Raw genomic sequence first — 17,553 nt, forward strand, 5'->3', positions numbered from 1 at the left:
TCACAAAAGGTGTCACCCGCGCGAACGGTGTGACCCGCGCGCCCCGGACGCACGGCGGCGTCCGGGGCGCGCGGGGCGCGCGTCAGGCGAACGCCTTCACCTCCAGCAGCCCGACCGACCCCTGGCCGCTCTGCAGCACCACCCGCAGCCGCGTGGTGCTGACCGCGGCGAAGCACACCCGGTTGTAGGCGTCGGCCGCCACCGGATATGTCCCCGGCACGTCGGCGTAGGCGCTGCCGGTCCAGTACTGGAGTTTCCAGGACGCCGGGACGCGCACGCCGCCGCCGTCGTCGAAGAAGTACACGTCGGCCGAGCGCAGGGTCTGCGTGGCCGGCCAGGTCAGCTCGGCCCATTGCGTGCCGGTCTGGGGCCAGGTGCCCCAGCGGCGGTTGACGGTGTCGTTCGAGCGGGGCGGGTCGATGCCGTCGTTGATCGCCGCCACGCTCTCCCACGCCGAGGTGTAGGAGGCCGACGGGGTGGCCGAGCGGGCCAGGTTCGAGGGGGCGGTGCCGGTGACCGTCAGCGTGTACGTCCTGGTCACCGGCGTGCTGAGCCGGTCGTAGTCGCGCAGCCTGACGGTGAAGGTCGACGTCCCGGCCGCCGTGGGGGTGCCGGTGATCGCGCCGGTGAAACGGTCGAGGCTCAGCCCGGCCGGCAGCGACCCGCTGGTGACCTGCCAGTCGTAGAACGGCACGCCGCCCTTGGCCTGGAGGGTCTGCTGGTAGGCGGCCCCGGCCGCGGCCTGGGGGAGCGAGGTGGTGGTGATCGACGGCGGCAGGAACGGGGTGAGGTCGCGGTTGAGCTTCCAGCCGGCGTTCTCGGCGACGAGCAGCGCCAGCTTGGTCAGCATCCACCGGCGGGTCGGGAACAGGTGCGTCCAGCCGCCGCTCTGCCCGCTGATGCGGTCCCAGTTGGGTTGGTCGCCGGGGATGTGGTAGCTGGAGTCCAGCGGGACCGCGCGCCCCTGGTAGGCGACCACGTCGGGGTCGGTGCCGCCGGAGGCGACATAGGCGCGCATGCCGGCCCAGTCGCTGTGGAAGGCGACCGCGTGGCCGTACTCGTGCATGACCAGGCCGTGCACGTCGAGCACGGAGCCGGCGATGTCGGTCTTGTACCAGTCCTCGTCGGCCAGGGAGGTGAACAGCTGCTTGCCCGCCTCGTCGTACTCGAAGATCATCGCGGTCGAGCGGTGCAGCGGGCCGGCGAGCTGCTGGCCGCCCCGGGTGCTGTAGCGGCCGTTGGCGGCGGGGTAGCCGGTCGAGTACGGGGTCTGGATCCCGCGGAAGAACACGTACATGCCGTTGTAGGCGGCGTTGTTGGTGACCGTGACCGTGTTCTGCCAGTCGTTGCCGGGCAGGTGGTTGGTCTCCGCGCCGGCCGCCACGGTGTCGAAGGGCGCCATGTCGAAGAAGCGGAACCAGTCCTTGACCGCCTCCTCGGCCGCCGTGCGGAAGGCCGGGGCGGAGAAGTAGCCGGTGATGGTGTCGTAGCGGTAGTCGAACGTGAGCGGCAGCGAGGGCTCCAGCGCGGTCTTCTCGTCCTGCTGGACCCGGATCGGCATCGACTGCTGGTACGTCGCCCCGCCCGCGTCCCTGACCGTCAGCCGCAACGTGTGCAGCTCGTCGGCGCCGGGCCCGCGCTTGGAGTGGATGGCCAGCCGGAACACCTTCGTCTCGGAGGCGGAGGCGAAGGTCAGGGTCTTGGTCGCGCCGGTGGCGGTGAGCTGGCTCGGCAGGTCCATCATCAGCCGGGAGGTGCCCTCGGCCTTGAGATCGACGGTGATCGGGTAGCGCACGTCGGCGGGCGGCCGGACGGTCAGCTCGACGTACGGGTTGGCCAGGTAGCCCTGCCAGTCGACGAGCTTGACGCCGTAGTCGTTGACGACCCGGCCGAAGATGTCCACGACCTGCGCGGTGGGCGCGGCGTGCGCGGCGGGCGGCGCGGCGGTGAGGAAGGACGCGAGCAGGACGGTGAGAAGGGTGGCCAGCACGGCCGGTCGTCTCATCGGCGGCACCTCTCTGTGTTAGCGCTAACAAAAGCGCGGCGGGACGAGCGGGGGGAACAGGTCCTGCGGATGGCGCCCGGGTGCGCGTGCGGACGCCCACGTACTCGAAAATGACTGAAAGGTTTTCGGCAGCAAACCCCACCGTCAACCCCACTGTCAAGAGCCGACTGCAACTCCAGCACAAAGGTTTTCGCTCAAACCCGGCTCACGGTGCAGCGCAACCGTTTTCTCGCCGCTGCTCACCGCCCCGGAAGTCGGCGGTCTGCACCGGTACCTCTATTGACGAGTGCTGTATCACACCTTACATTGCCTGCGAGAAAACCTATTCTCAGTTCGACGAGGAGCTCGATGTCCGGCTTCCCCGACCCCGTCCGCGGGCCGCTCGCCCCCACCGCCGGAGTCCTGCGGCCGTTGGGCGTGCACGACGTCACGATCAGCGGCGGTCCGTTCGCCCGATGGCAGGAGATCAACCGATCGGCCAGCATCCCGCTCGGCCTGGAGCAGATGGAGGCGTCCGGCGCGCTGCCCAACCTGCGCCTCGCGGCGGGGGAGGGCGACGGCGACTTCCGCGGCTACCGTTTCCAGGACTCCGACCTGTACAAACAGCTCGAAGCGGTCGCCTGGGAGCACCTGCGCGCCCCGGACGCCGGCTACCCGGAGTTCGTCGCCGCCTCGGCCGCGCTGCTGGCCCGCGCGCAGCGCCCCGACGGCTATCTCAACTCGCACTACCAGGTGGTCAAGCCCGGAAAGATCTTCGCCGAGCTGGAGTACAGCCACGAGATGTACTGCGCCGGCCACCTGTTCCAGGCGGCGGTCGCCGCCTCCCGCGCCGGGTGCGGCGACGACCTGCTCGCCGTCGCCCGCCGCTTCGCCGACCTGCTGGTGGAGCGGTTCCTGACCGGCGGCGACGACGGCATCGACGGGCACGCCGAGGTCGAGACGGCCCTGGTCGAGCTCTACCGGCACACAGGCGTGAGCGCGTACCTGGAGCTGGCGCGCAAGCTCGTCGACAACCGGGGCAAGGGCCTGATCGCCGACAGCGGCATGGGCCCGCTCTACTCCCAGGACCACCTGCCGGTCCGCGAGGCCGGCACCGCCGCCGGCCACGCGGTGCGCCAGCTCTACCTGGAGGCCGCCGTCGTCGACCTCTACCTGGAGACGGGCGACGAGTCGCTGCTCGAATGCTCGGTGCGGCGCTGGGAGGACATGGTCGCCACCAAGACCTACCTCACCGGCGGCCTCGGCGCCCGCCACGACGGCGAGTCGTTCGGCGAGCGCTACGAGCTGCCCTCCGACCGCGCCTACAGCGAGAGCTGCGCCGCCATCGCGAGCGTCCACTGGAACTGGCGGCTGCTGCTGGCCACCGGCCACGGCCGCTACGCCGACCTCATCGAGCGCACCCTCCACAACGCCTTCGCCGCCTCCACCTCGGCCGACGGCGTCCGCTTCTTCTACGTCAACCCGCTGCAGCGCCGCGCCGACCTGTTCGAGGACCGCTACCTGGGGCGGCGCAGGGAGTGGTTCGCCTGCGCCTGCTGCCCGCCGAACATCATGCGCCTGGTCGCCTCGCTCGGCCACTACGTCGCCACCACCGACGACGAGGGCCTGTCGGTCCACCAGTACGTGCCCGGCGAGATCCGCGCCGGCGCGGTCACGCTGGAGGTCGAGACCCGCTACCCGTGGGACGGCCGCGTCCGGTTCACCGTCAGGGAGACCCCCGGCGGCCCGTGGACGCTCAAACTGCGCATCCCCGCCTGGAGCGAGGGCGGGCTCGTCCCGGACGCCGACGGCTACGCCCGCGTCCGGCGCGACTGGAAGCCCGGCGACGTGCTCGACCTCGACCTGGACCTGACGCCCCGGCTGGTGGTGCCGCACCGCAGGATCGACGCGCTGCGCGGCTGCGCGGCCGTCGAGCGCGGCCCGCTGGTCTACTGCTTCGAGCAGATCGACCAGGAGGCCGACCTCGAGGACCTGGCGCTCGCCGCCGAGCCGCGGCTGCGCGCCGTCGAGCGCGACGTGCCCGGCCTCGGCCCGACCGTGGTGATCGAGGCGGACGCCGTCCGGCTGCCGCCCGCCCCGGCCGACGGCCTGCCCTACTTCCCCTCCACCTCCACCGCCGCCGCCGAGTCGGCGCCCACCCCTGTCACCGCGACCGCCGTTCCCTACTACCAGTGGGACAACCGGGACGGCGGCGTCATGCGGGTCTGGACCCCCCACCTGTAAGGAAGCACGCCGATGAAGAGAAGAGACCTGTTCAGGATGGGCGGCCTGGCCGCCCTCGGCGCCGCCGCCGCGGCCTGCGGATCGGGGGGCGGGACGGCCGGCGCGGGGGCCACGCGGCTGCAGTTCATGTACTGGGGCTCGACCTTCGAGAAGACGGCCGTGGAGAAGATGCTCCGCTCCTTCGCGGAGAAGAACCCCGGCGTCGAGGTCAAGCCGCTGTTCACGCCCGACGAGTACGACGTCAAGCTCAACAGCCTCATCGCCGGCGGCAACGTGCCCGACCTCGGGTACGTGCCGATGTCGATGTCCTACCGCCTGGCCGAGCAGGGCAAGCTCGTCAACCTGTTCCCGTACCTGAAGAAGTATCCCCAGCTCGCCGGCTACCTGCCGGACGCCTACCTCTGGTACGGCCCCGACCAGCTGCACGGCGTCGCCACCGCCAACGAGATCGAGCTGCTGTGGTACAGCAAGGCGGCGATCGCCGAGGCCGGCATCGCCGCGCCGCCCGCCGTCGCCGCCTCCGCCTGGAGCTGGGACCAGCTCGTCGAGAACGCCTACAAGCTCACCGTCGACCAGAACGGCCGGCACCCCGACGAGTCCGGCTTCGACCCCAAGCAGGTCCGCCAGTTCGGCATCTCGGTCAGCATCACCTACGCCGCCGCCTGGTACGGCTTCCTGCGCAGCAACGGCGCCGACTTCGCCGACGAGGCCGGCAAGCGCTGCCTGCTGGACACGCCCGAGGCGATCCAGGTGTTCCAGAACCTGCAGGACCTCATCCACAAGCACCGCGTCGCGCCGGGCCCCGGCCAGCTCGCCGCGACCGGCGACGACGTGCCCGGCACGAACATCCTGCTCAAGACCAAGCGGGTGGCGATGGTCGTGGACGGCCACTGGGCGCTGCTCGACATGAACGAGAGCAAGGTCGACTACGGCATCGGCGTGCTGCCGAAGTACAGCGAGCCGTTCACCACTTCCCAGGTGGCCGGCGCCTCGTCGGTGTTCGCCGGCGGCAAGCACGTCGAGGAGGCGGTCGAGCTGTTCGCCTTCCACATCGACCCGCGTTACGTGGACCTGTACCGGCAGGGGTTGTGGATGCCGCAGGAGCGCAAGTACTACGAGGACCAGGCCGCCATCGACTCCTGGACGAAGAACGACGGCCACCCGCCCGAGTTCCGCACCGCCGTGGTCGACTACGCCCGCGAGCACGGCGTGCCCGACCTGCGCAACCGCGTCAAGAACCTGTCGGCCATCTCCAGCGACGTCCTCACCCCCGCGCTGCAGGAGATCGAGTCGGGCAAGCGGCCCGCGGCCGAGATCCTGAAGGCCGTCACCCCGAAGATCACCGGCATGCTGCAGGGCTGGCAGCACACCCAGGAGGTCTGACGTGGCCGGCCTGTCGGGTCAGCGCCGCCTGGAGCGGCGCTGGGGCTGGCTCATGGCGCTGCCCGCCGTCCTCGGGTTCCTGATCTTCACGGCGGGGCCGATGGTGGCCTCGCTGGCCTTCAGCCTCACTGATTGGCAGGTGGGCGGCAGCCCGTCGTTCGTCGGGCTGGACAACTACACGGCGATGGCGAGCGACGAGCTGTTCTGGACGTCGCTGGGCGCGACCACGTACTACACGCTCGGCGCGGTGCCGCTGGTGCTCATCGTGTCGTTCGCGGTGGCGATGCTGCTCAACCAGCGCGTACGCGGCCTGTCGCTGTGGCGGACGATCTTCTACCTGCCGACGCTGGTGCCCTCGATCGCCAACGTGGTGCTCTGGATCTGGATCTTCAATCCCGACTTCGGGCTGCTCAACTCGCTGCTGCGCCAGGCCGGGCTGCCGTCCGGGCAGTGGATCTACGACGAGGCGACGGCGATCCCGTCGCTGATCGTCATGAGCACCTGGGGCTTCGGCAACACGATGGTGATCTTCCTGGCCGGGCTCCAGGGAGTGCCGCGCCACCTGTACGAGGCGGTCTCCATCGACGGCGGCGGCGCCTGGCGGCGCTTCTGGCACGTGACGCTGCCGATGATGACGCCGACCATCTTCTACAACCTGGTCGTCGGCGTGGTCGGCACCTTCCAGGTGTTCAACCAGGCGTACGTGATGACCGAGGGCGGCCCGAACAACGCCACCCTCTTCTACGTCTACTACCTGTTCCGCAAGGCGTTCAGGGAGAGCGAGATGGGCTACGCCAGCGCGCTCGCGTGGGTGCTGTTCATGATCATCGTGGTGATCACGTTCCTGCTGTTCAGGAACGCCCGCCGCTGGGTCCACTACGAGATGGCGGGCGCGAGGTGACCGCCGTGGCCGCGCCGCCCCGCGAGCCGCGCACCGGCCGGGTAGCCCCCACGGGCGGGCTGCGCCGGCGGCGCCCGTACGGCAAGGCGCTGCTCTACCTCGCGCTGGTCGCCGGGGCGGTGCCGACGTTGCTGCCGTTCGTCTGGCTGGTGCGCAGCGCGCTCATGGAGGACGCGCAGATGTTCACCGCGCCGCCGGAGTGGATCCCGCGGCCGTTCCGGTGGTCGAACTTCGGCGAGGCGCTGACCGCGCAGCCCTTCGGGCTGTACTTCGTCAACACCGTGATCGTCGCGGTGATCAGCGTGCTGGGGACGGTGATCACCTGCTCGGTGGCCGCGTTCAGCTTCTCCCGGCTGCGCTGGCGCGGCCGGAACGTGGTCTTCGCGCTGCTGCTGAGCGCCGTGATGCTGCCGTACGCGGTCACGCTCATCCCGACGTTCGTGATGTGGCAGGAGCTCGGGGCGCTCGACAGTTTCATCCCGCTCACCGTGCCGAGCTGGTTCGCCGGGGCGGGCGGCGGGGTGTTCAACGTGTTCCTGCTGCGGCAGTTCTTCCTGACGATCCCGTTCGAGCTGGACGAGGCCGCCTACATGGACGGCGCCTCGCCCTGGCGGGTGTTCTGGACGGTCGTCATGCCGCTGTCGAAGCCCGCGATCGTCGTCGTCACCATCTTCACCTTCATCGGCACCTGGAACGACTTCCTCGGCCCGCTGCTCTATCTCAACGACGAGGAGAAGTACACGCTCTCGCTGGGGCTGGCCTCGTTCCAGAGCATCTACATCACGCAGTGGGGCTACCTGATGGCCGCCTCGGCCGCCGTCATCGCCCCGATCATCGCGCTCTTCTTCTTCCTGCAGCGCTACTTCATCGAGGGCGTCACCCTCACCGGTATCAAGAACTGAGAGGGGCCCCCTGGGAAACCCGTTTCCCAGGGGGCCCCGGTCAGATGCTGCGCCGGGTCGAGGCGCGCGGCACGAGCGCGGCCGGGACGACGTGGACGCCGGACGGGACCGGCTCCCCGGCGATCGCGTCGAGCAGGTGGCGGGCGGCCAGCCGGCCGATCTCCCCGAGGTTCATGTCAACGGTGGTGAGCGGCGGCCGGCAGCCGAGCGCCATCGGCTCCCAGTTGTCGAAGCCGACCAGCGCCACGTCGTCCGGCACCCGCCGCCCCCGCTCGCGCAGCGTCTCGGCCACCCCGCGGGCGATCTGGTCGCTGCCGCAGAAGACCGCGTCCACGTCGGGGGCGGCGTGCAGGAGGATGTCGGCGGCCTGCCGCCCCCACTCCTCGCTCCACTCCCCGAACAGGATCTCCCCGGCGGGGGCCAGGCCCGCCTCCGCCAGCGTCGCCGTCAGGCCGGCGGCGCGCTCGCGGGCCGCCTGGAACCCCTCGGGGCCGGTGATGTGCCCGACGCGGGCGCGGCCGGTCGCCAGCAGGTGGCGGGTGGCCAGGACGCCGCCGCCCCGGTCGTCGGGGATGATCGAGTAGTCGGACTCGTCGGTGGACTGCGTCATCGCGTACACCACCGGGACCGGCAGGTCGTGGCCGATGCTCGGGCGCGGCTCGGTGCGGCGGCCGGTCACGATGATCCCCTCGACCCGCCGGGCCAGCAGCCGCTCCAGGTAGTGCCGCTCCCTGATCGGGTCGTCGCGGGTGTCGCAGAGGAAGACGGAGATCTTCCCGGCGCCGAGCGCGTCCTCCGCGCCGAGCATCACGGGGATGCTGAAGCGGCCGTAGCTGTCGCCGGTGACCAGGCCGACCGTGTACGTGCGGCCGGCCAGCAACCCCTGCGCGAGCGGGTTGGGCCGGAAGCCGAGCCGTTCGGCGGCGGCGAGCACGCGGTCGCGGGTCTCGTCCCGCATCCTGCCCCGGCCGTTCAGCGCCTTGGAGGCGGTGCCGATCGACACGGCGGCCGCGGCGGCGACGTCCCTGATGGTCGCCGGGCGCGCCACCTGCTCTGGAGGGCTGGCCAATCCTGGGTCCTTTGCGTACGAGGAGGTGGGTGTGCTGTATGACACTCTACTCCGACCGTGCGCAAAGGTATTCCCACTTCGCTGTGATCTACAATGTAAAGGCGGCGGGTTTCACCTTTTGTCCCGCTTTGGTGGGGATAGTACTTCTTCTTCTCCTTCTGCCAGAGAGACTGGAAGCGCTCGGAACGTACGTGAGATCTGCTTCGATCGCGCCGCGGGCCAACCCCGGAGGCGCGAGAGATTCGGGGGACACTGTGAAACGAGTGCTTCTCGCGGCGGCGCTCGCGCTGACCGCGGCCACCGCCGGGACCAGCGCGGCCTCCGCCTACGCCCCTGAGCCGGAAGGCTCACCGGCGCCGGAGATGACCAACATGCCGGAGGAGAACGCGCCGGACGAAGGCGTCCCGGAAGAGACCACACCCGGAGAGACCGGCGCTCCCGGAGAGACCGGCGCTCCCGGCGCACCCGGCGGTCCGGAAGCGACACCGACGGGGGAGATGACGCCGGGCATGACCGCCAGCCCGATGGGACCGGGCTGCGCGTCGCTCAAGGACACCATCTCCGGTGTCGCCGATCAGCCGGCCGGCACCGCCCTGACGAAGATCCCGGACCTGTCGAAGCTCTCGCAGGCGGTCAAGCAGGTCGGGCTGGAGGAGAAGCTGAACTCCGCCAAGGACATCACGATCTTCGCGCCCAACGACGCGGCCTTCGGCTCTGCCCCGACGGACGTGCAGGACGCGATGTCCGACAAGGCCGCCGCGACCAAGATCCTTTCGTACCACGTGGTCGAGGGGAAGGTGAACCCGGCCGACCTGAAGGACGGCGACATGCTCAAGACGCTCCAGGGCGGCGAGCTGTCCGTGAAGGGCACCGGCGAGAACATGACCATCAACGACGCCAAGATCGTCTGTGGTGGCATCCCGACCAGCAACGCCACGCTCTACATCATCGACAAGGTCCTCATGCCCAAGTGAGGCACCCGCCCGCCTGTGACGGACGGAGAGAGCACGGCCACCGCGTTCAGTGGTGGCCGTGCCTTCTTCACGTGGGGGCGGATTTGGCCCTGACGCAAGGTCAACCTCCCACCATGGGCGCATGACGACGACGACCACCTCGCCCGGCGACGGCACCACGCTCCGGCAGCACACGATCCACCACGACGGCGTCACCATCCCGGTGACGCGCGGCGGCACGGGCCGGCTGCTGGTCCTGTGCCCCGGGCTGAGCTCCACCCAGGCGGACCTGAGCGAGCTGGCCCGGCTGCTGCGGCGCGACCACGACGTGGTCACCTTCGACCTGCGGGGCCACGGCCTCGCCTCGGCCGCCTCCCGGTACTCCTTCGCGGCGTTCCGCGCCGACCTCGCCGCCGTGCTGGCGGACCTGGCGCGCCGCGAGCCGGGCGTGGCGCCCGTGCTCGTGGGCTACTCGATGGGCGCCGACCTCGCCGTCCACCACGCCGCCGACAGCGCGGCCGACAGCGCGGCCGACAGCGCGGCCGACAGTGCGGCCGACAGTGCGGCCCACCACCCTGTCGCCGGGCTCGTGCTCATCGACGGGGCGAACCCCGTGCCGGAGCCGTTCCTCACCGACGACCTCCTGCCGCAGCTGCGCGTGATGTGGGAGGACCAGGCCGCGCGGCAGGAGGCACTGCGCGGCACCCCGCGCCAGGTGCTGCTCACCGCCCCCGAGATCGAGGCACTGAACGCCGAGATCGACGCGGTCCGCTCCGCCGTTCTCGGCCGCTACCGGAGGATCGAATGCCCGATCAGCATGATCATGTCCACCGCGATGGCCGGCCACGGCGACGAGGAGCCCCTGCCGCGGCTCAACCGGAACTGGCGCTCCGGCGTCGAGCGGCTGACCCGCGAGCGGCCGCAGGTCGCCGTGTCCTGGCTGGACGCCGATCACGGGCTGGTCCACACGCACGCGCCGGAGATCGCCCGGATCATCCGTGGGAGGCTGGAACGGTGCTGACCATCGGGGAGCTGGCGTCGTACGCGGGGGTGTCCGTGCGCACGGTGCGGCACTACCACGCCAAGGGGCTGCTGCCGGAGCCGGAGCGGGACCACCTCGGCTACCGCAGGTACGACGCGGGCGCCGTGGTCGAGCTGATCAGGATCCGCACCCTCACCAGGGCCGGGGTGCCGCTGGCGCGCACGCGGGAGCTGCTGCGGGCCGGCGAGGAGGAGTTCGCCGCGGCGGTCGCGGACATCGACCGGCGGCTGGAGGCCGAGATCCGGCAGCGGCAGCGACGCCGCGAGCACCTGGCCGGGCTCACCGCCGGTGACGGCCTGGCCCTGCCGCCCGAGGTGGCGGGATACCTGGCCCGGCTGCGGGAGCTGGGCGTCGGCGAACGGCTCGTACGGGCCGAACGCGACGGCTGGGTCCTGCTGGCCGCGCACGCCCCCGAACGGGTCGCCGAGTGGATCGCCCGCAAGCGCGAGCAGCTCGCCGACCCGCGGCTCGCCGGCTTCTACCTCACCCTGGGCCGGGCCCTGGACCACGCCCCGGACGACCCCCGGACGGCCGAGCGGGCCGACGAGCTGGCCGCCTGGCTCACCCGGCTCGCGGAGGAGAAGGGCGAGGACTACCTCGGCGACGTCGACCTGGAGCCGCCGCTGATCACGCTGATGGACGCGCGGGCGCTCGACACGCTGCCCGCGGCCCGCCGGCTGATCGAGCTGCTGCGGGAACGCGGCTGGACCGGCTGGACGAAACTCGAACGCGTCCCCCCGCCCACGCAGAGAGGGGTGTGCGAGCCCTTCCCCACCTCATCTCTCCGAAAGGGCTGGTCGTGACGGGCCTGCGGGTGGTGGACAGGACCTCGGCCGGGGAGGTCGTCTCGCTCTGGCGTCTCGCCGGCGCCTGACGAAGGATCGTCACCGGGGGGTCCGCGGGACCTGGGCCGCGTCGCTGTTTATGTTGGAAACATGCAGGCAGACAGCGCCGCACCGGCAGACGGCCCGAGCGGTCCCTGCGGGCGCCGGGGCGACCCCCGCTATCTGCCGATCGGCGAGCACGGGCTGATCGGCGATCTGCGCACGGTCGCGCTCGTCGGCACCAACGGCACCATCGACTGGTACTGCTGCCCTCGTTTCGACGCCCCGTCGGTGTTCGGCTCGATCCTGGACGCCGACCGGGGCGGCTCGTTCGAGCTGGCCGCCGACGTGCCGTACACGACCAAGCAGTTCTACTTCCCGGACACCAACGTCCTGATCACCCGGTTCTTCGCCGACGACGGCGTGGGCGAGATCCAGGACTTCATGCCCGTGGAACGTGACAACACCGAGGTCGACCGGCACCGGCTGATCCGGCGCGTCACCGTCGTACGCGGCCGGCTGCCCTTCCGCGCCCTGGTCGCGCCCCGCTTCGACTACGGCCGCGTGCCGCACACCGTCACCCAGGACGCCGGCCTGACCGTCTTCACCTCCCCGGAGCTCAGCCTGACGCTGGTCTCCAGCGTGCCCGTCGAGCACGACGGCCGCGACGCCACCGCCAGGTTCGTGCTGCGGGAGGGGGAGCAGGCCGTGTTCGCGCTCGACCGGGTCGCTCCCGGCGTCGAGCCCCGCGGCTGCGCGCTGGAGCAGGCCGAGGACCTGTTCACGGCCACGGTCGGGTTCTGGCGCAAGTGGCTGTCGGCCTCCCGCTACCGGGGCCGCTGGCGGGAGATCGTGCACCGTTCGGCGCTCACGCTCAAGCTGCTCACGTACGCGCCGACCGGCGGCATCGTGGCCGCGCCGACGACGAGCCTGCCCGAGCGGATCGGCGGCCGGCGCAACTGGGACTACCGGTACGTGTGGGTGCGCGACGCCGCGTTCTGCGTCTACGCCCTGCTCCGGCTCGGCTTCACCGAGGAGGCCGAGGCGTTCATGGGCTTCCTGGACGAGCACGTCCGGATGGACGGCTCCTGCCCGGCCGGGCCGTTGCAGATCATGTACGGCATCGACGGCCGCCGCGAGCTGCCCGAGGAGGAGCTGTCGCACCTGGAGGGCTACCGCGGCTCGCGTCCTGTCCGGATCGGCAACGACGCGGTCGGCCAGCTCCAGCTCGACATCTACGGCGCCCTCATCGACTCGGTCTACCTGTACAACAAGTGGGGCACGCCCATCTCCAGCCGGCGCTGGGACGAGCTGTGCACGGTGGTCGACTGGGTCTGCGCCCACTGGGACCAGCCGGACGAGGGCGTCTGGGAGACGCGCGGCGGGCGCAAGCACTTCACCTACTCCCGCCTGATGTGCTGGGTCGCGATCGAGCGCGCCATGCGCATGGCGATCCAGCGGGGCCTGCCCGCGGACATGCCGCGCTGGCGCGAGAGCCGCGACGCGATCTACCGCGACATCATGGAGCACGGCTGGTCGGAGCGGCTGCAGGGGTTCGTCCAGCACGCCGGCGACGAGGTGCTCGACGCCGCCGTGCTGATGATGCCGCTGGCGAAGTTCGTCTCGCCGACCGACCCCAAGTGGCTGTCCACGCTGGACGCGCTCGGCGACGCGCTGGTCTCCGACTCCCTGGTCTACCGCTACGACCCCGAGCAGAGCCCGGACGGGCTGGAGGGCCCGGAGGGCACGTTCTCGATCTGCTCGTTCTGGTACGTCGAGGCGCTGTCGCGGGCCGGCCGTCTGGACGAGGCCCGCCTGGCCTTCGAGAAGATGCTCACCTACGCCAACCATCTCGGCCTGTACGCCGAGCAGATCGGGCACACCGGTGAGCAGCTCGGCAACTTCCCGCAGGCCTTCACCCATCTGGCGCTCATCAGCGCGGCCTTCAACCTGGACCATGCCCTCGGCTGATCAGGCGCTTGTGATCAGGGGGCTCGGCTGATCAGCGGGTGGCGAGCAGGCAGAACTCGTTGCCGTCGGGGTCGAGCATCTCCACCAGGCCGCCGCCGTGCCGGCCACCCTCGGCGAGGCTCGCGCCGAGGGAGAGCAGGCGCTCGATCTCGGCCTGCTGGTCGCCGCCCTCCGGGGGAGCGAGGTCGAAGTGCAGGCGGTTCCTGCCGTGCTTCGGGCCGACCGGCGGGCCGCCCCACGTGATCTTCGTGCCGCCGCGCGGCGACTGGATCGCGGTCTCCTCGTCCTGGTCCCAGACCAGCGGCCAGCCGAGCGCCTGGCTCCAGAAGTAGCCGACCGCCTGGGTGCCGTCGCTGGCGAGCGCGCCGATGAAGCCGCATCCGGCGAGGAACTTGTTGCCCGCCTCGATCACGCAGAACTCGTTGCCCTCGGGGTCGGCGAGCACCACGTGGCCCTCCTCCGGGCGCTGCCCGACGTCGATGTGCCGCGCGCCGAGCTCCAGCGCCCGCGCCACCGTCCGCTGCTGGTGCTCGGGGGAGTCGCTGGTCAGGTCGAAGTGCGCCTGGTTCTGGCCGATCTTCTCGTCCAGGGTCGGCAGGCAGCGGATCTCGAAGCCGGCGTCGTCGTCGGGCGGGAGCACGACGCCGTCGTGGCGGCCGTCGGTGAGCTTCCTGCCCAGCAGTCCGGCCCAGAACCGGCCGAGTCCGACGGGGTCGTGCGCGCCGAAACAGAGCGCCGCGAGCTGGGAACTCATCGGTGTCTCCCATCTGGCTGAATGGCGGGCGCGGGCGGGCACCCGGTCCGCCACACGCATGACGCTCGCCACGCTAACCAGCCGGGGATTCGCGACGCCAATGCTTTTCCCGCCGAGCTGGTGACGTGGCTGAGCCCGTATTGACCCGGTGGGCGGTCATCGCCCAGACTACGGTGCCAACCGGACACTTTCGTCCGGTTCGAGGGAGGCGACTTCCGCGATCCGAAAGGGGCCGAGTTGACCGACCACTGGGACAGCATCGTGGACGTGCTCGTCGCGGGCTCCGGCGCGGCCGGCCTGACCGCCGCCATCGCCGCCGCCGACCGCGGACTGGACGCCCTGGTCGTGGAGAGCACCCCGCGCTGGGGCGGCACCACGTCCGTCTCCGGCGGCGGCCTCTGGATGCCGGCCAACCCGCTCATGCTGCGCGCCGGCGTCCGCGACTCCGCCGAGGAGGCCCTGCGGTACATGGACGAGGTCATCGGCGAGGCCGGCCCCGCCTCCTCGCCCGAGCGCAGGAAGGCGTACGTGCGGACCGCCCCCGAGGTGGTCGCCTTCCTGGGCCGCCTCGGCGTGCGCTGGCGCAGGTCGCCCGACTACCCCGACTACTACCCCGACCGGCCGGGCGGCAAGGTGGGCCGGGCGATCGAGGTCGCGCCGTTCGACACCAAGCTGCTCGGCGCCTGGTACGACCGCGCCCGCTCCAAGGAGAGCGGCATCCCGCTGCCCCTCATGACCGACGACGTGTGGCTGCTGTCGCGCGCCTGGTCCACCCCGAGCGGTTTCGTACGCGGAGCCCGGTTCGTCTTCCGCACGCTCGGCCAGTACGCCGGCGGCAGGCGGCCGACCGGCATCGGCGGCTCGCTCGCCGCCTCGCTCATGCACATCGTCCGCACCCAGCAGACCCCCGTCCGGCTGTCCACCCCGATCGTCGACCTGATCATCGAGGACGGCGCGGTCGTCGGCGCGGTCGTGGAACGCGAAGGCCGCGCCCGCCGGATCCGCGCCAGGCACGGCGTCGTCCTGGCCGCCGGCGGCTTCGCCAACAACGGCGAATGGCGCCGCAGGCACCACGGCATCCCCGGCTACTCCTCCGCCCCCGAGGGCGACCTGGGCACGGTCATCGCGATGGGCGCGAAGGCGGGCGGCGCGCTGGCGCTCATGGACGACGCCTGGTGGGGCGCGTCCCTGCTCGGCCCCGACGGCGAGCCCCGCTTCCTCGTCGCCGAGCGCTCACTGCCGTTCTCGATCATGGTGAACGCCCGCGGCGAGCGCTTCACCAACGAGTCGGCGTCCTACATCGACGTCGGGCACGACATGCTCAAGCATGGCGAGGCCGGCCCGATGTGGATGATCACCGACGTCCGGCACGCCCGCCGCTACCTCAACACCGCCGTCGCCGGGCAGGCGAAGAAGTGGAAGCGGGCGGGCCTGCTGGCCGAGGCCCCGACCGTGGAGGCGCTGGCCGCCGAGATCGGCGTCGACCCCGTACGCCTCGCCGCGACCGTCGAGCGCTTCAACGGCTTCGCCCGCACCGGCGTGGACCCGGACTTCGGCCGGGGCCGCACCGTCTACGACAACTACTACGGCGACCCGCGCGTCAAACCCAACCCGAACCTCGGGCCGCTGGAGAAGGGGCCGTTCCGCGCGTTCCGCGTCCATCCCGGCGACCTCGGCACCAAGGGCGGCCTGCTCACCGACGAGCACGCCCGCGTGCTGCGCGAGGACGGCGGCGCCATCCCGGGCCTGTACGCGGCGGGCAACACCACCGCCTCCGTCATGGGCCGCACCTACCCCGGCCCCGGCTCCACCATCGGCCCGGCCGTCGTCTTCGGCTACCGCGCCGCCCGCCATGCCGCCCGCCACGCCGCCGGCGACCCCGCCTGACGGACCCGCGGTCAGCGTACGGAACAGATCGCTTCCTGGATCACCCGGGTCACGGCGGCCGGCTGCGAGACGAGGGCGAGATGCGAGCCGCCCGCGAACCGCGTCACGCGGGAGCCGGCCCGCTCGGCCATGGCCTGCTGCGACGCCGGGACGATGATCTGGTCGCCGGTGGCGATGAAGGACCATGACGGGATCGTCTTCCAGGCCGCCGCCTTCGACGGCGTCTGGAAGGCGGCCGTGGAGGCGGCCCGCTGCGCCGCCCAGAGCCGCAGGGCCTTGCCCCTGGGCAGGTCCGAGGCGAAGGAGCGCACGAAGACCTGCCGCTTCAGGTACAGATCGGCCGCCCCGCCGCTCGCGCCGGAGTAGGGAACCCGGTCGTAGAGGGTGGCCGGGTCGCCCCCGAGCGCCGAACCGGCGCCGCTGAGCTGGGCGGTGGTCTCGCCCACGTCCGGGACCGCCGCGTCCACGTACACCAGGGCCTTGACGTCCCGGTCGCCCGCGGCCGCGTTCGTGATCACCGAGCCGCCGTAGGAGTGGCCCACGAGGACGACCGGGCCGGTCAGCCCGTTCAGGAAGTCGCGTACGGTCCGGGCGTCCTCGGTCAGGCCGCGCAGCGGGTTGCCCACCGCCCGCACGTCGTACCCGGCCCGCTGGAGCGCCTTGATCTCGCCGTTCCAGCTGGAGGTGTCGGCCCAGGCGCCGTGCACCAGCACGACGGTGGGCCGGCCGGCGGCGGGCGTGGGGCACGGAGACGGCGCGGCGGCGGGAGCCTGCGCGGTCCCCGCCACGAGCAGCAGCGCGCACCCCGTGAGGGCGAGTCCCGGCATGGCCACCACCTCCACTCCTTCTCCCAGGCTGCCAGCCACCGCCCCCAGAGCCGGTGACGGGCCGGCCAAGCGAGCCCTTCGGCCGCGTAAAGGCCGCCCGGCGGACGGGAGCGACGCGGCCGGGCAGGCCGGCCTAACGGGCGCCGTAGCGGGCGTGCCGGGCGTCCGTGGCGAACGCCCAGTACCGCTCGCCGAAGGACCAGTGCCACCACTCGGTCGGATAGTTGACGAAGCCGACGGACGTCATGGCGTCGATCAGCAGCTCCCGGTTGGCCCTGGCCTCACGGGAGACGCCGGCCGAGGCCGTACGGCACTCCTCGCCCGCCTCCGGCGGCGTGGCGTTGACCGGCGTGCCCATCGGCAGCTCGACGCCACCGGAGGTGCACAGGGTCAGATCGACCGCGCCGCCGGTGACGTGCGGCGCCACCTCGGGCGGGGAGACGAACTTGGCGGCTTCGGCGTGGGCGCGTTCCTCGTCCCAGTCGGGGCGGGCGGCGCGGTGGCGGGCGACGGACGAGGCGAAGTACCGCCGCTGCACCCCGACCGGCCGATAGCCCTCGACGACCAGCAGCCGCAGCTCGCGAGGGAGCCGGGTCTGCGCGGCCACCAGCAGGTCGGCCACGCTCTGCCGCACGTGCGCGTACGCGCCCGCGTCGTCGGCCAGCCGCGGATCGACCCGGAGGGCCTCCACTCCGCGCAGATCCACCAGGGGTTCCCCGCACTCCTCGACGGGGACCGCGGCGATCCGCGGGTCGGACAGGAGCACGATCTCCGGCATGGGAAGCCTCCGCTTGTGAACCAGGCGCGCCCAC

At 71.7% G+C, this 17,553-nt stretch carries 14 protein-coding genes; 9 read left to right on the plus strand and 5 right to left on the minus strand.

The window, feature by feature from the left end:
* Positions 1-82: 82 nt before the first annotated feature.
* Complete coding sequence (locus BMW85_RS32360; RefSeq protein ID WP_091089121.1) at positions 83-2,005, minus strand: Ig domain-containing protein; 1,923 nt, start codon at positions 2,003-2,005, stop codon at positions 83-85.
* Between the two features lie 348 nt (positions 2,006-2,353).
* Between BMW85_RS32360 and BMW85_RS32365 the strand changes: the two genes are divergently transcribed.
* From BMW85_RS32365 to BMW85_RS32380, 4 genes are read left to right on the plus strand one after another with little or no spacing between them, the layout of a single operon-like run.
* Positions 2,354-4,228 (plus strand): glycoside hydrolase family 127 protein, encoded by a 1,875-nt coding sequence (locus BMW85_RS32365; RefSeq protein ID WP_091089123.1) that lies wholly within the window; start codon positions 2,354-2,356, stop codon positions 4,226-4,228.
* A gap of 12 nt (positions 4,229-4,240) precedes the next feature.
* Positions 4,241-5,611, plus strand: a complete 1,371-nt coding sequence (locus BMW85_RS32370) for an extracellular solute-binding protein (protein WP_091089126.1) — start codon at positions 4,241-4,243, stop codon at positions 5,609-5,611.
* Between the two features lies 1 nt (position 5,612).
* Positions 5,613-6,512 carry a carbohydrate ABC transporter permease gene (locus tag BMW85_RS32375; RefSeq protein WP_218156020.1) on the plus strand — a complete coding sequence of 300 codons (900 nt, stop codon included), beginning with the start codon at positions 5,613-5,615 and terminating at the stop codon, positions 6,510-6,512.
* Positions 6,513-6,517: 5 nt separating this feature from the next.
* Positions 6,518-7,414, plus strand: a complete 897-nt coding sequence (locus BMW85_RS32380; RefSeq protein WP_091089529.1) for a carbohydrate ABC transporter permease — start codon at positions 6,518-6,520, stop codon at positions 7,412-7,414.
* Positions 7,415-7,454: 40 nt separating this feature from the next.
* Here BMW85_RS32380 and BMW85_RS32385 read toward each other — a convergent pair whose 3' ends face one another.
* Complete coding sequence (locus tag BMW85_RS32385; protein ID WP_091089129.1) at positions 7,455-8,483, minus strand: LacI family DNA-binding transcriptional regulator; 1,029 nt, start codon at positions 8,481-8,483, stop codon at positions 7,455-7,457.
* 254 nt (positions 8,484-8,737) lie between these two features.
* Here BMW85_RS32385 and BMW85_RS32390 point away from each other — a divergent pair, with 254 nt between their 5' ends.
* The 4 genes from BMW85_RS32390 to BMW85_RS32405 all read left to right on the plus strand — a co-directional run bounded on the left by BMW85_RS32390 (position 8,738) and on the right by BMW85_RS32405 (position 13,273).
* Positions 8,738-9,457 carry a fasciclin domain-containing protein gene (locus BMW85_RS32390; protein ID WP_218156021.1) on the plus strand — a complete coding sequence of 240 codons (720 nt, stop codon included), beginning with the start codon at positions 8,738-8,740 and terminating at the stop codon, positions 9,455-9,457.
* A gap of 121 nt (positions 9,458-9,578) precedes the next feature.
* On the plus strand, positions 9,579-10,457 hold the full coding sequence (locus BMW85_RS32395; RefSeq protein WP_091089133.1) for an alpha/beta fold hydrolase: 879 nt from the start codon (positions 9,579-9,581) through the stop codon (positions 10,455-10,457).
* The gene (locus tag BMW85_RS32400; protein ID WP_091089136.1) at positions 10,451-11,281 is read left to right on the plus strand and encodes a MerR family transcriptional regulator; all 831 of its coding nucleotides are present in this window, start codon (positions 10,451-10,453) and stop codon (positions 11,279-11,281) included. Before BMW85_RS32395 ends, BMW85_RS32400 begins: the two co-directional genes overlap by 7 nt.
* 132 nt (positions 11,282-11,413) lie before the next feature.
* Positions 11,414-13,273, plus strand: a complete 1,860-nt coding sequence (locus BMW85_RS32405) for a glycoside hydrolase family 15 protein (RefSeq protein WP_218156022.1) — start codon at positions 11,414-11,416, stop codon at positions 13,271-13,273.
* 31 nt (positions 13,274-13,304) lie between these two features.
* On the opposite strand, the gene BMW85_RS32410 is transcribed toward BMW85_RS32405, so the two are convergent.
* Complete coding sequence (locus BMW85_RS32410) at positions 13,305-14,027, minus strand: VOC family protein (RefSeq protein WP_091089139.1); 723 nt, start codon at positions 14,025-14,027, stop codon at positions 13,305-13,307.
* 237 nt (positions 14,028-14,264) lie between these two features.
* On the opposite strand from BMW85_RS32410, the gene BMW85_RS32415 reads away from it, so the two are divergent.
* Positions 14,265-15,914, plus strand: a complete 1,650-nt coding sequence (locus BMW85_RS32415) for an FAD-dependent oxidoreductase (protein WP_091089141.1) — start codon at positions 14,265-14,267, stop codon at positions 15,912-15,914.
* 11 nt (positions 15,915-15,925) lie between these two features.
* On the opposite strand, the gene BMW85_RS32420 is transcribed toward BMW85_RS32415, so the two are convergent.
* Together BMW85_RS32420 and BMW85_RS32425 are read right to left on the minus strand one after the other, a co-directional pair.
* Positions 15,926-16,741, minus strand: coding sequence for an alpha/beta hydrolase (locus BMW85_RS32420; RefSeq protein WP_091089534.1), 816 nt, complete (start codon positions 16,739-16,741; stop codon positions 15,926-15,928).
* Between the two features lie 133 nt (positions 16,742-16,874).
* The gene (locus BMW85_RS32425; RefSeq protein WP_091089143.1) at positions 16,875-17,519 is read right to left on the minus strand and encodes a M15 family metallopeptidase; all 645 of its coding nucleotides are present in this window, start codon (positions 17,517-17,519) and stop codon (positions 16,875-16,877) included.
* Positions 17,520-17,553: the final 34 nt, after the last annotated feature.

The organism is Nonomuraea wenchangensis, from assembly GCF_900111685.1.
Taxonomy (GTDB): Bacteria; Actinomycetota; Actinomycetes; order Streptosporangiales; family Streptosporangiaceae; genus Nonomuraea; species Nonomuraea wenchangensis.